Genomic DNA, 14,589 nt, shown 5'->3' with positions numbered 1-14,589 from the left:
TTAAGTCATTGAAACGGGTGAGTATTTAGGCGAGACTCTTGCTATCCATTTTTTATGATAAAGCAGGGGTAAGATTGTATGGCAATTCATCCACAAGCAGGGCAGCTTGCTTCCCATGAGTTATTGGTGAATGTACCTGAGCTGATGACCGCGTATTACACCAAGCAGCCGAGGGTGGTTACGCACCCTGATGAGCGAGTCAGTTTTGGTACATCGGGTCATCGTGGCAGTGCTTTTGCCGCCAGTTTTAACGAGCCTCACATTTTGGCGATTGCGCAGGCCATTGCGGAATATCGTCAGGAGCAAGGGTTAACTGGCCCCTTATATTTGGGCAAAGATACTCATGCGCTGTCTGAGGCTGCTTTTCAAACGACCTTGAGCGTTTTGACTGCCAATGGCGTAAGAGTGCGCACTCAATTAAACGGTGGCTATACACCGACTCCGGTTATTTCTCACGCTATTTTGACTCACAACCAGTCGCAAACCGATGTGAGTGACGGCATTGTGATTACGCCATCGCACAACCCGCCAGAAGACGGCGGCATCAAATATAACGCCAGTAAAGGTGGGCCAGCCGACAAAGACATCACCGATTGGGTGGCAAAGCGTGCCAATGCATTATTGGAAAATAATTTAGAAGGCGTTAAGCGCCTTTCAGCTGAGGCGGCACAAGCCAGTGGTTTGATTGAGCCTTTTGACTACATTCAGCATTATGTGGACGATCTTGAGAATGTGATCGACATGGAAGCGATCGCCAAGGCTAATGTGCGTATCGGGGTTGATCCCATGGGCGGATCAGGCATCCATTATTGGGAGCCGATCGCAAAAAAATACGGTTTAAACATAACGGTGGTAAATTCAGAGGTGGATGCTACCTTCCGTTTTGTACCAAGAGATAAAGATGGCCGTATTCGTATGGATTGTTCATCACCGTATTCAATGCAAGGTTTGCTAAAGCTAAAAGACGATTTCGACATTGCCGTGGGTAACGACCCAGATTACGACCGTCACGGCATAGTCTGTGCCTCATCCGGCTTGATGAATCCCAATGCTTACCTAGCCGTGGCGATAGAATACTTAGCACAGCACAGACCTAACTGGCCGCAAGGCATTCAATTTGGCAAAACCCTCGTGTCGAGTGGCATGATCGATCGAGTGGTGTCTGGGCTTGGTCGCGACTTATGTGAAGTGCCTGTGGGCTTCAAGTGGTACGTTGAGGGCATGTTCAATGGCACCATGGGATTTGGTGGCGAAGAAAGCGCAGGGGCGTCGTTTTTGCGAAAAGACGCCAGTGTTTGGACGACGGACAAAGATGGCTTCATCATGGCGCTGTTGGCGGCTGAGATATTGGCGGTGATCGGCAAAGATCCGCAAACTCTGTACGAAGAGCAGGTTGCTAAGTACGGCAAGCCTTTCTATAAGCGAATCGATGTGGCAGCGACCAGTGCGCAAAAAGCGTTATTGGGTGCGCTTGATGCGAAAAACGTCACTCAAACGACCTTGGCAGGCGAGGCTATTGTCTCGGTATTGACCCACGCGCCGGGCAATGACGCGGCCATTGGCGGTCTTAAAGTGTCTACAGAGAATGGCTGGTTTGCCGCACGTCCATCGGGCACGGAAAATGTGTACAAAATTTATTTAGAAAGCTTTGTGTCCGAAGCGCATTTGGCGGAATTGGAAAACGAAGCCAAAGCCTTAGTCGATAACGTGTTAGCTGGCTAACAGCGTTTACCTGGCTTCTTGCTTTATGAAAACCACTTATGTTCGTGTGTAAGTGGTTTTTTTTTGGTCTGATGAAAGTGCAAGAGCAAAACCCAAAGAAGGGAGCAGCCTAAAGACTTGTTAGACGAGATAGCCATTTGGTGAGCTGAAAACCTAGGGTGTTGCTGAGTTTTTGAGCGCTGGCTTTGAGTTCCTTAGCGTTGTCTGTGTTAATGCGTTTGCCTGCGAGGATAATCCAGTTTCCTGTGCCAGTATCGAGCGCTCGCACGTCATTGAAATGCTTTTTAATAATTTCAGTAAGTTCTGTATTGTTTTTATTATCAATCCAACAGTTCAACGCCAACCAGCCATCCTCTTTTATGTTATTTGCGCAGTTTTCAATAAAGCTGGCCTGTAATACGCCTCTGTCCATACCGCTGGTGTTGTATAGATCAGTCATGAGTAGGTCGACTTTTTTGGGCAGGCCGTCGGCCAGATAATCAATGGCGTTGGCCACTTCTAGGGTGATGCGTTTGCCTCTGGGAAGCTTAAAATACATTTCGGCCGCGTCCATGACTTCTTGGCGCAATTCCACAGCGGTGATGTGAATGGCCGGCACAGTATGGTGCAACGCATTCAACAAGGTGCCGCCGCCGAGACCAAGAATGCACACGCGTTTCGGTTCACAAAACAGCAATGGCAGCATCATGGCTTGGGTATATTCGTGCTGCAAAATATGCGGCGTGGATAAACGAATACGGCTTTGTTCGTCGCCCTCAGCGAAAGATAAGATGCGATATTGGCCGTCATCAAACACGCGGATAGGGCCTAACTCATCGGCACTGTCATGAAGTAAATTTTGGTGGCTCATGGTATTCCTATAGATAAAAATAAGGCTCGGGTTCATCCGAGCCTTATTGGACAGAGTGTCTTTGCTTAGCTACCGACTATGAATCGACTTGGGCGGTTCGCAAATGCTTCAACAATGTTTGAATTGGGTGCGGGATAGCCACGTCGTCAAAGCGTTTGGCCTGAGTACGACAAGAGTAACCAGTGGCGACCAGTTTGCCGAGCAGACCTGGGTCATTCACCTTTTCCTTCCATGACAAATCATAAATGGTTTTAGACGTCTCTTTGTTCGCCGATTCGTGACCGTAGGTTCCCGCCATGCCACAACAGCCGACACTTTCAATTTTAAGATTAAGCCCTAGGGTCTTGTAAACCTCTTGCCAGTCTTTAATCGAGCCTGCCGCGTTGGTTTTCTCGGTGCAATGGGTCATCAAGTGGTAAGTCGAATCGTCGCAGCGCAGAGGTTGCTTAGCGAGATGTTCTTGTTTGGTCATCAACCATTCTTGCATTAGCTGAATGTTTGGCACTTGTCGGCTGTCTGAGAATGTCTTGGCGTATTCGGAGCGATAGGTCAATGTCATTGACGGATCAATGCCAATAAACGGCAGGCCATAAAATGACAGGCTTTGCAGCATGTCGAGGTTTTTCCGAGCCGTGCGATTAAATGCCTTCATAAAACCGTGTACGTGCAGCGGCTTGCCGTTAGGCATGTAGGGAGCAAGATAGGCTTGGAAGCCAAGGCGACTCAAGGTTTCCATGGTGTCCAAGACAAGCTCGGTTTCAAAATAGCTGGTAAAAGCATCTTGAACCACGATCACGGCACGAGATCTGTCTTTTAAGCTAAGAGACTCTATCGCCAAAGGAGTGGCAAGACGAATGCCTCGGCGGGACATTTCTTTTTTGAGATTCAATTTACTTAGTTTTGGGTTGTCGGTCAGACCTACGTATTTGCTGCTGAAGTGATTAACCCAGCGACGACTGACGAGCCAATTATATGGTTGCGGGAACATGGCCATGGTAGGCATCATGAATTCCAAAGAACCGACTAGATAATCTTTGGCTGGGCGCAAGTAACGGCTGTAGTAAAGTTCAAGAAATTTGGCTCTGAACTCTGGCACATCCACCTTGATAGGGCACTGGCCGACACACGATTTACACGCGAGGCAGCCCATCATGGATTCGTGCACTTCGTTGGAAAAATCGTATTCGCCGCGACGTTTCGCCAAGGTGTTCTTCATTCTTGGAATGAAACTGAGCAGGAAGTTAGCGTCTTTGGCGTTTTGGCTGGCTTTAGTGGTATCGACCCCTTGGCCACTCATACCACGCAACCACTCGCGCATTAACGAGGCGCGACCTTTCGGAGTATGACGACGATCACGGGTGCCTTTCCAAGACGGGCACATGGCGTCGTTCGGGTCAAAGTTGTGACAAGCGCCGTTACCGTTACAGTACATGCCTTCTTTGAATTGATCGCGGTTTTGCAACGGAATTTGGCGATCAAGCTGGCCGCGTAATGGTACTTCATCGATTTTTAGTAAGTCAGCGCCTAGCTCGAAAGGCGTCGCGATTTTTCCTGGATTCAGCTGGTTGCGAGGGTCAAATGCGCCTTTGACTTGCTGAACACTCGGGTATAGATCACCAAAGAACGCCGGCGCGTATTCAGAACGAACGCCTTTGCCATGCTCGCCCCACAATAAGCCGTTGTACTTCTGAGTGAGCGCCACCACCTTGTCGGTGATGTCGCGAATCATCGGCTCTTGAGATTCGTCTTTTAAATCCAACGCTGGGCGAACGTGCAATACCCCTGCGTCTACATGGCCAAACATGCCATATTGCACATTATAGCTGTCTAACACAGCGCGGAATTCCATAATGAAATCCGCTAGATTTTCTGGCGGAACCGCGGTGTCTTCCACAAATGGAATAGGGCGTTTTTCACCCTTGGCATTACCTAACAATCCGACCGATTTTTTACGCATTGCCCAGATTTTGTTGACGTTCTCGTGGCCCATGGCAATGGTATAACCCAAGGCGCTGCTGCCGCCTTCTTCGGCCAAAGCGTCTAAGGCATCGGTGAGGACTTTAATGCTGTCTGCCAATGCCTGCTCGTCGTTGCCTGTGTATTCCACCAAGTTGATGCCTTGAATGTTTTCGCCTTCTTTTTCCGGGAAAAACTCAGACACAGAATTCCAAATGATGTCGCCTTTGGCTAAACCGAGAACTTTGGAATCTACGGTTTCGATAGACGTTGGTTTAACCGCCAGCAGTTCTCCGGCGTGACGCAATGAGCCTTCAAAGCTGTCGTAACGAATATTGACCAAAGCCGCATACGTTGGAATAGGCAGCAAGTTAACTTTGGCCTCGACGATGAAGCCGAGAGTGCCTTCTGACCCACACAACACGGAATTCATGTTGAATTGGCCCTCTTCGGTACGAATGTGAGCCAAGTCGTAACCGGTTAAACAGCGATTAAGGGCAGGGAAGGTGTCTTTGATTTCTTGCGCTTTGCTTTTTTGAATGCCGTCTACTACACGGTGCGCATAGGCTGAATAATCACTGCCGCTTTGAATGCTGGCCAGTGTGTCGTCGTCGATCGGCCCAGATTCTAAGATGTTTCCATCAAGCAAAACGGTTTTTAGGGACAGTACATGATCGCGAGTTTTGCCATACATGACCGACCCTTGGCCACTGGCATCGGTATTGATCATGCCGCCAATGGTGGCGCGGTTGCTGGTGGACAGTTCTGGGGCAAAAAACAAACCGTGCGGTTTAATCGCGCGATTAAGTTGGTCTTTTACGACACCCGCTTCTACTCGAGCCCAACCTTCTTCGGTATTGATTTCTAACACGCGATTCATGTGTTTGGATAAATCTACGACTAAACCATCGGTGAGAGATTGGCCATTCGTGCCCGTACCGCCGCCCCTTGGACTGAGCACTACATCGTTGAATTCATCTTGATTGGATAAATTGACCAACAGTTGAATGTCTTGGATGTTTTTGGGGTAAATCACCCCTTGAGGCAATACTTGGTAAATCGAGTTATCGGTCGAAAGAACCACGCGATTGGCGTAATCAGGATTTAATTCCCCTGAGAAGCCAGACGCTTTCAAGCGTTCAATGAAGGAAAGGTATTTCGCCTGAATTGGCGAAACTTCAGAGAGCTTTGGAATCATGTTTCATCTCCACAAATGATGAGTGCGCGAATTTTAACAAAGAAAAGCCCCATTGAGTGATCTTTTTACGGCGAAAAAAACGATTAACAATAAGCGGAAAAATCATGTCAGGCGCATCGCGCCAAGGAGCAATGTTGGGTTAAGCGCCTAATTAACAAGCTTTTTGTTGAATGAGCGTGTGTTATTCTGTCGTTTTTATTCGTCATTGTTTTGGGGTGGTTTTTGTGTCAATTACTCATTCGATTGTGTTGCCTTACGGGCGCACCGCTGCCGTGGATCAAGAATGCCAATTAGCCATTTATCGCGGGGATTTGGAACACCCTAGTGCACCTGGCAATAAATGGCATAAGTTGCAGCATCATTTGCAGGCGGCAAGGGCGCAAAATGTGACAACAATAGGTACGTTTGGAGGGCCATTTTCCAATCATTTACACGCGTTTGGTGCGACCTTAAAAGATTTGCCATTTAAAGCGGTGGCTGTTGTCAGAGGAGAGTTGCAACCCACACTGACGCCAACCTTAAGAGACATGGCCGATCAGGGCGTAGAGTTGTGGCCTTCACAACGCAAGGATTTTCGATTGGGTGAATTGTCTGATGTGGCCAACTGTATAACGTCTCGTCATCAAGATATTTATTGGATTCCGGAAGGCGGGGGTGGCTTGCTGGGGGCGTTGGGATGTCGTGATTGGGCGGAGCAAATTTATGCGGCAAACCCCGATTACGATGCGTGGGTTGTCGCCTCTGGCACAGGCACCACCGCAGCAGGTTTCTTAGCGTGTTCTCATGTGCCGGCGCTGCATGTTTTTAGTGCTTTAAAAGGTGAGCCAGAACAAAAAGCAACGATTCTCGATGTGGCTGACACGCTGTCTGATGCTTGCGTAAGCATGAGCGATTTAAAAGGGAAACTGCACTTTCATGGTGATTGCCATGAGGGCGGTTACGCAAAACATAGTCAACGACTGATCGATTTTATGGCGGAATTTGCTCGATGCAATCCGACTGAGGTGCTGGATCCAGTGTATACCTGTAAGGCCTTGCGGGCAGTTTGTCAGGCCATAGAAACGGGTCAATGGCCGTATCGACGTACGTTATTTATCCACACGGGTGGCTTGCAAGGCTGGCGAGGCTATCCACAAAGTCGTAACCCTTTTGTTGGCCGTTAACGAGATAGCGAAAATAGCCATCTTCATGTTAGAGTTGCTGCACATATGTAAACTCACATAGCCACTATCTTTTGGTTAATTCGTTTGTGTGAGTAACTTTATTTGACATCGACATACGGGAAGAGAATGACACATGAGTCTTTTTAGACGTGTTGGTATTATTGCTCGACTAGATAAACCTCAGATTTTAGACACAGTTAAGAAACTGATGGAATATCTTCAAGAAAAAGACATAGCGCCGGTTCTTGAAGATCAGTTAGCAGCCATGATGCCTGGTATCAAAGTTGACTCATCAGTATTAAAAGAGCTGGGTGATCACTGTGACATGGTGATGGTGGTCGGTGGTGATGGTAGCTTTTTGGGTGCCGCCAGAGCCATTTGCAATTACGACATTCCTGTATTGGGTATTAACCGTGGCACACTTGGTTTTTTAACCGATATCTCCCCGCACAACCTTCAAGAAGAGTTGGATCCTATTTTTGGCGGTGAATACCATGAAGAAAAACGCTTTATGATAGAGGCGAAAATTAAGCGTCAAAATCGCCCAAGCGGTGAGGGCATAGCCCTGAATGATTTGGTGCTTCACCCGGGTAAATCGGCTCGAATGATTCGTTTTGATTTGTTTATTGATGATCAGTTTGTGATGAACCAAAAATCAGACGGTTTAATTGTCGCCACACCAACCGGGTCGACGGCTTACGCCTTGTCGGCAGGCGGGCCTATTATGCTGCCGAAGCTTGACGCTCTCGTCTTGGTGCCTATGCACCCGCATACCTTGAGTAATCGTCCTATTGTGATAGATGCGAATGCACGCATTCGTATTGTGGTGTGTGAATCTAACCTGACTTATCCCAGTGTGAGCTGTGACGGCCAGTTGAACATTACCGCCGCGCCGGGTGATGAAATACACATCACTAAAAAAGCCGGAAGCATTCGACTGATTCATCCTAAAAACCACGATTTTTATAACGTCTGTCGTGATAAATTGGGCTGGCAAACGGGTTATCGACCATAAAGTAGTCCAACTTAGTGAAGAGCGAGTATAGAGAGAACCGGTAAAGCGTGTTTTTACCATAATGATCTAAAAAAGTCAGTCGGCGGCCGTCATGTATTTTGTGTATCAGTTCAAAGCAACCGAAGACCCCAAGCACTTAACCGAGGCGCTTTGGCGGAATAAAGTGGCGCATCAGGTGGTGTCAAAAGACGGTCATAATGAACTTTGGATTCGCGATCCTAATCAGCTACCAACCGTTGAAAGTCTGTTTCATACTTGGCAACAAGATCCCACGGCATTGCAACACGCTCGGCCGTCAAAAGAGCCTACTTCTCATGGCAACAATCGTAGCGAAGAAAATGGCTTTTTAGCTCAGATTAAAACAGCGCCAGTTACTACCATTTTGTTGCTAACCACCTTTTTGGTGGCCGCGCTGACCAATCTGGGGGCTGACCTTACCACTGTCGGGTATTTCGCCATCAGCTCGTTTGATGTTCGCAATGGTCAAATTTACTATTTTACCCTTTCTCAAGTATTAGACTCCCATGAGTATTGGCGTCTTTTTACCCCCGCGTTGTTGCATTTTAGTGTGTTGCACATTGTGTTTAACACGCTTTGGGTTTGGGACATCGGTGGGAAGTTAGAACGCATTTTAGGCTCTGTAGCCTGGAGTCTAGGTGTAGTGATCATTGCCGTATTGAGTAATGTGTTGCAATACCAGATTAGTGGTTATCCATTATTCGGTGGCTTATCTGGTGTGGTGTATGGCGTGATTGGGTTTGCTTGGTTATTGCCTTTATTGAGTCCTCGATGGCCGGTGCTGATCAGCAAGCAATTGATGGCGTTTTTTGCCCTGTGGTTGTTGGTTGGCTACACGCCTTTACCAGAAATGGTGGGACTTGGCAGCATTGCAAACACCGCCCATACCATTGGTTTACTATCGGGCTTAGGGCTCGGTATTTTGTATTGGTTAATCACCAAATATCGTAATAAATAACGAAACAGCCTGTTTCATGACAGAGAGATACAAAGATGAATTTTAAAGAAATGATCGACAACATGTCGCCAGAAGTATACGTGAGATTGAAGCAATCGGTTGAGCTTGGAAAATGGCCAAACGGTGTACGTTTGACGCCAGACCAAACCGAACTTTGTCTGCAAGCGATTATTACCTACGATTACAACAACAAAGAAGAGAAAGACCGCGTTGGTTTTATAGACACCACGGGGCATAAAAATATTGGCGGTAAAAGTACCAAAAAAGAAGAAGACACCATCAAATGGGTAGGCGACGGTCCTGAGGGTCAGGCTTAATGTTGCATGGCAATATACGAAAAATGTCTACCGAAGCTCGAGAGGGTCAGGTGTTTTATACCCTGACTCTTGGTGGCGAATCGTTACTGGTAAACGATTTATTATCGAAGAAAGTCTCCCTTCATCTTGATGGCGTGATTCATTGCACGAATTGCAAAAAAGTGACTAAAAAGTCCTTCAGCCAAGGTTTTTGTTATAACTGCTTTCGCAAATTAGCGGCCTGTGATGTGTGCATTATGAGTCCAGAAAAATGTCATTTTCATCTTGGCACCTGTCGAGAACCAGAATGGGCTGAGCAATATTGCATGCAAAGCCATTATGTTTACTTAGCCAACTCTTCGGCATTAAAAGTCGGGATCACTCGCGGCGACCAGCTCCCAACTCGCTGGATAGATCAGGGTGCCACTCAGGCTAGGGCCTTATTTAGAGTGCAAAATCGTCGTATGTCAGGGCTGGTGGAGACCTTATTTAAAACCCAGGTGGCAGACAAAACCAATTGGCGTAATATGCTCAAAGGCAACAGCTTGGTGATGGATCTTGAGCATGAACAAGAGCGCCTGATCGGCCAGTTATACGAAGGCTTGGATGCTTTGCAGAGCGAGTTTGGATTGCAATCCATTACAGATTTGTCTGATGAGAACGAAACCCACGAGTTCGTTTACCCTGTTATTGAATACCCCACAAAAATTACCAGTCTGAATGCCGAAAAAACGCCTTTAATAGAAGGGACGCTAATGGGCATCAAAGGCCAATATTGGATTCTGGACACGGGCGTTATCAACATCCGCAAATACACTGGCTACCAAGCGACATTGACATTTTAGGAGCGACAGCACATGAAAGAGAGTCAACCTTCCGCGATACACCTTAAAGACTACACAGTACCGGCTTTTTTGATCGACAAAACTGAATTAACCTTCGATCTTGATGAGAGCACTACGGTTGTCACATCGCGTTTGCACATGCGTCGTAACCCTGCTTTTGGTAAATCCACTGCGCCTTTAGTGTTGGATGGCGGCGAAGATGTCAAATTGATTGGTGTGGCCATGGACGACTACCCATTGCCGCCGGAAGAGTATCGTGTTAGCGAAGACAAGCTGATCATTACCGCCACCGCTGACGAGTTTGTATTGACCTGCGAAACGCTTATTGAGCCTCAGAACAACACAAAACTAGAAGGCCTGTATCGTTCTTCTTCTATGTTTTGTACTCAATGTGAAGCGGAAGGTTTTCGTCATATCACTTTTTATTTAGACCGTCCTGATGTGATGTCGGTGTTTACTACCACCATTATTGCCGACGAAGCTCGATACCCTGTCATGCTGTCAAACGGCAACCAAGTGGAGCGTGGTAAAAACGACGAAGGTAAAACCGTCGTAGTTTGGCACGACCCTTTCCCGAAACCAGCGTATTTGTTTGCTCTTGTGGCAGGCGATCTTGCGGTGAAAAATGATGTGTTTACGACGCAGAGTCAGCGTGAAATCACTCTGCAAATTTTCACGGAATCCCATAATATTGATAAAGTCGATTACGCCATGGAAGCCCTTAAACGCTCTATGCGCTGGGACGAAGAAGTCTATGGCCGCGAATACGATCTAGACATTTTCATGATAGTGGCAGTGGACGACTTCAACATGGGGGCGATGGAAAACAAGGGGCTGAATATTTTCAATTCCTCTTGTTTATTGGCCAGCCCAGAAACCACCACGGACGATAATTATCTGCGCGTTGAAGCCATTGTGGCTCACGAGTACTTTCATAACTGGTCAGGCAACCGGGTGACCTGTCGCGATTGGTTCCAGTTAAGCCTAAAAGAAGGCTTTACCGTATTTCGTGACCAAACCTTTTCGGCCGACATGCATTCTGCCACGGTTAAGCGTGTTGAAGATGTGTCGTTTTTGAAAACGGCTCAGTTTGCTGAAGATGCAGGCCCAATGGCGCACCCAGTGCGTCCTGCGTCTTTTATTGAAATATCCAACTTTTACACCTTAACTGTGTACGAGAAGGGCTCAGAAATTGTCCGCATGATACATACCTTGCTTGGAGAAGAAAAATTCCGCGCTGGCTCCGATTTGTACTTTGAGCGCCACGATGGTCAAGCCGTTACCTGCGATGATTTTGTTGCCGCTATGGAAGACGCTTCGGGTGTGGATTTAACCCAATTCAAGCGCTGGTATTCTCAAGCCGGAACACCGATTGTGACCGCCACAGATCATTTTGATGCGGAAACAGGAAGCTACCAATTAACGCTGAAACAAGAGACGCCAGCGACACCAGGCCAACCGACCAAATTGCCTTTGCACATTCCGGTTAGAGTCGGGTTGTTGGACAAAGAGGGTAAGGCGTTAGAAGCCACAGTTGAGGGCGTGACGGCGCAAGATCATGTGTTGCATCTCACTGAGTCGGAACAAACGGTTGTTTTCTCCGGTGTGACCACACAACCAGTGCCGTCTTTGTTACGAGACTTCTCAGCGCCGGTGAAGTTGCGTTATGAGTATTCGTCAGAAGATTTATTGCTGCTTATGTCGACAGATAATGATGGCTTCAACCGCTGGAGCGCGGCTCAACAATTGGCCGTTAACGAACTTAATACCTTGATCGATCAAGCCATTAAAGGTGAAACGTTAGCGGTTGACTCTCAGTTGGTCGACGGCTTTAAAACACTGTTAAACGACGACAGCCTAGACCCCGCTATGGTGGCCTTGGTGCTTGCTTTGCCAAGTCAAGCTTACTTGTCTGAACTGGCGAATCCGATTTATCCCGCAGCGATTAAACAGGCGCGTCAATACCTAAAACAGCAGTTGGCAACCGCCTTGTCCGCTGAGTTCGAGCGCACATACCAAGCCCATAGTATGTCGAGTGGCTACCAACCTAGTGCGGAGCAAATCGCTCATCGTTCACTAAAAAACATAGCCTTGTCTTATTGGGTTGAAGCGGGTGACGAGAAAGCGCAGCAAGCGGTTCGTGCTCAATACCAGAGCGCCGATAATATGACAGACCAATTTGCGGCCTTGTCGATTGCGGTGAATGGTCAGCTGGATAGCGCGTCAGAATTACTGGCAGCCTTTTATGAGCAATGGCAAAACGAACCATTAGTTGTCAATAAGTGGTTGATGTTGAGCGCAGCCCAGGAGCAAGACACCGCCTTAGAAACGGTCAAAAGCTTGATGGAACACCCAGCGTTTGATCTGAAAAACCCGAACAAGGTGCGTTCTGTATTGGGTGGCTTTGGTCAAAGCGTATCTGGTTTTCACAAGGCGGATGGCAGCGGTTACCGCTTTCTAGCGGATCAGATTATTGTGCTCAACAAACGCAATCCGCAAATCGCTTCTCGACTTTGCACACCGCTTACGCGCTGGAAGAAGCTTCAGCCAGAATTGAGTGTGCAAATGAAGGCAGAGTTAGAGCGTATTTTGGCAGAAGACTTGTCGAAAGACGTTTACGAGGTTATCACCAAAAGTTTGGCGTAATCTTTAAAATACCGTTAAGAGGTGATTATGCTAAATAAGCGAAGGTACAATAATAATGCTTACTTAGCATAACAAACACGCGGGAGTGGTGGGCTTAAATCCACCGCTCCCGTGTCATCTTTACGGGTTCTTTGCAATCTAAACTGAAATCTGTCATAAGTGAGGGAATCTAATCTGTTGTCGACCTTGAGTTTGTTAAGGAGCGAAAAATGAAATCATGTAAGCGGATGGTTATTCCGATTACTTTTGGGCTGTTATTGTCGGCCTGTAGTACCACTTCCCAAGAACAATCTGATTCCATGATGTCTACCGATGCCGTTGAATCTGGTATCGATACTTCCTTGATAGGTCAAGACGCTCAGCAGTTAACTGCTCCTGAAGCAGACCAAGATCAGGAGAAAATTTCTGCGTTAGAGCAAGAAATAAGCGACAAAGACACTCAAATATCCTCCTTGCAACAGAAAATTGCCGATAATCAAGCTCAATTAGCCGCACTTAACCAGTCTTTGGATCAAAAAGACGAATTAATTGCGCGTTTGCAAAGCGATAAAAGCAATATCGATGCAGAAACACTGTCTATTTTAGAAGAGCAAAAAGCGTCACGGGCAGCGCTTGAATCCCGTTATACCGCTTTAACTTTAGATAACGATTTACTCAAGCGTCGCATTAGCCAATTAGAAAATGAAAATACCGCTCTCAAACAGCAAATTGTACGATTAGAGTCCTTACCCAAAAATAACGACGAGTATCCCGTTCGCTATTTGGCTTTGCTCAGCGAAAACACGCAATTACAGCAAGCCTACGCCAATCTTGAAGTCGATAACGAGGCCAATCAGCAGCGTTTATCTGCGTTAAAAAAAGAAAACTTAATCTTGGGTGGGGCCTTGTCCGATTCCAGAGCGCAGCAGCAAATACTGTGGGATAGAATTCGAGCTTTCGAAGTGGCGCCTACTATAACAGACGTTCCTTCTGAGGTTGCAGAGCCTTCTTCTAGCATGACTGAACAACCTAGAACTGACTCGATGGCAAGCTTATTACCTAAAAATGACGCTTTCGATTATCAAGGTGAAAACCAACGTCTACGAACCGAATTGGAAAGCTTACAAAATCGCGTACTGGAACAGGGGCAAGCGATAGACGATTACCATGCTGATGTGGTTAGGTTGGAAGCGGCTCTAGATGAGAGCTCGAACTACGAAGCGCGCTGGAAAGCGTTAGACCAAGAACTTGCTCAATCACAGCAAGACAATGCTGCGCTTTCCATCCGTTTAAACGCGGCTCAAGAGGCATTGTTGGCCAGCCAAGCGGAATTAACCGCTTTGGCTATGCAGCTAAATGAAACCCAGCAATCTCTTGAGTTAAATGAAAATCGCAGCATCACCATTGCCGCTGCTATCGATTCATTACAGTCACAAACGCGTTCTACCTTGCAAAATGTGCAGTGGCAATTACCCAGTGAAATGGCCTTGTATGACAATTTTGAAATACTAGTCTCTGCAGACGTTTCGCCCGCTTTAACTGGTCAGACCTATCAAGCGGAGTTGATTACAGACAGCGACATTCGTATGGTTAGCGAACCGGTGGCCAGTGCGGTGGTGCAAAACGCTCGCTTACAATGGCGCTGGCGTGTGGCTGGGTTGAATGAAAAGCCAAATGCACAGTTGAATCTGTTTGTGTCGCAACAAATGAACTTTCAAGACCAAAAGATTCAGCGACAAGTGTATCGAGGCAGTGAAACCCTGTCTTTGATTAACACTAATTTGCTGGAAAAATATGGTTATTGGTCGATCGCTATTTTAATGGGCTTATTAGGTGGTTTCTTAGTGGGTCGGTTGAATAAGCCGAAAAAATAATCACGCTCTGAACTTTGTCTCTCGCTTCATTATAAAAGGCAGAACCGATACTTCGCTATGAAGTGGGTG

10 protein-coding genes are annotated in these 14,589 nt (G+C 47.1%); 8 read left to right on the top strand and 2 right to left on the bottom strand.

What is annotated here, in order from left to right; translation table 11 throughout:
- Window positions 1-78: 78 nt before the first annotated feature.
- A complete protein-coding gene (pgm, locus tag J9B83_RS06070) occupies window positions 79-1,722 on the top strand; it encodes a phosphoglucomutase (alpha-D-glucose-1,6-bisphosphate-dependent) (protein WP_211535851.1) in 1,644 nt (547 codons plus the stop codon).
- Between the two features lie 109 nt (window positions 1,723-1,831).
- Here the strand turns inward: pgm and J9B83_RS06065 are convergent, their stop codons facing one another.
- Complete coding sequence (locus J9B83_RS06065) at window positions 1,832-2,572, bottom strand: spermidine synthase (protein ID WP_211535850.1); 741 nt, start codon at window positions 2,570-2,572, stop codon at window positions 1,832-1,834.
- 76 nt (window positions 2,573-2,648) lie between these two features.
- Window positions 2,649-5,726: a D-2-hydroxyglutarate dehydrogenase YdiJ gene (gene ydiJ / locus J9B83_RS06060; protein ID WP_211535849.1), complete on the bottom strand. Its 3,078-nt coding sequence runs from the start codon at window positions 5,724-5,726 to the stop codon at window positions 2,649-2,651.
- A gap of 224 nt (window positions 5,727-5,950) precedes the next feature.
- Between ydiJ and J9B83_RS06055 the strand changes: the two genes are divergently transcribed.
- From J9B83_RS06055 to J9B83_RS06025, 7 genes are all read left to right on the top strand, one after another.
- Entirely contained in the window at window positions 5,951-6,889 is a 939-nt protein-coding gene (locus tag J9B83_RS06055; RefSeq protein ID WP_211535848.1) for a 1-aminocyclopropane-1-carboxylate deaminase/D-cysteine desulfhydrase, read from the top strand.
- A 133-nt stretch (window positions 6,890-7,022) separates the two neighbouring features.
- Entirely contained in the window at window positions 7,023-7,904 is an 882-nt protein-coding gene (locus J9B83_RS06050; protein ID WP_211535847.1) for an NAD(+) kinase, read from the top strand.
- Between the two features lie 91 nt (window positions 7,905-7,995).
- Window positions 7,996-8,880 carry a rhomboid family intramembrane serine protease gene (locus J9B83_RS06045; RefSeq protein WP_211535846.1) on the top strand — a complete coding sequence of 295 codons (885 nt, stop codon included), beginning with the start codon at window positions 7,996-7,998 and terminating at the stop codon, window positions 8,878-8,880.
- A gap of 35 nt (window positions 8,881-8,915) precedes the next feature.
- Window positions 8,916-9,197: a YeaC family protein gene (locus J9B83_RS06040; RefSeq protein WP_211535845.1), complete on the top strand. Its 282-nt coding sequence runs from the start codon at window positions 8,916-8,918 to the stop codon at window positions 9,195-9,197.
- Window positions 9,197-10,021: a DUF2797 domain-containing protein gene (locus J9B83_RS06035; protein WP_211535844.1), complete on the top strand. Its 825-nt coding sequence runs from the start codon at window positions 9,197-9,199 to the stop codon at window positions 10,019-10,021. Before J9B83_RS06040 ends, J9B83_RS06035 begins: the two co-directional genes overlap by 1 nt.
- Before the next feature lie 12 nt (window positions 10,022-10,033).
- Window positions 10,034-12,667 (top strand): aminopeptidase N, encoded by a 2,634-nt coding sequence (gene pepN / locus J9B83_RS06030; protein WP_211535843.1) that lies wholly within the window; start codon window positions 10,034-10,036, stop codon window positions 12,665-12,667.
- A gap of 209 nt (window positions 12,668-12,876) precedes the next feature.
- Entirely contained in the window at window positions 12,877-14,520 is a 1,644-nt protein-coding gene (locus J9B83_RS06025; protein WP_211535842.1) for a coiled-coil domain-containing protein, read from the top strand.
- Window positions 14,521-14,589 lie beyond the last annotated feature (69 nt).

The sequence above is a fragment of the Marinomonas vulgaris genome (assembly GCF_018145875.1).
Classification (GTDB): Bacteria; Pseudomonadota; Gammaproteobacteria; order Pseudomonadales; family Marinomonadaceae; genus Marinomonas; species Marinomonas vulgaris.
Note: the sequence above shows the minus strand (reverse complement) of the source record. Positions and strands in the feature narration are given on the sequence as shown.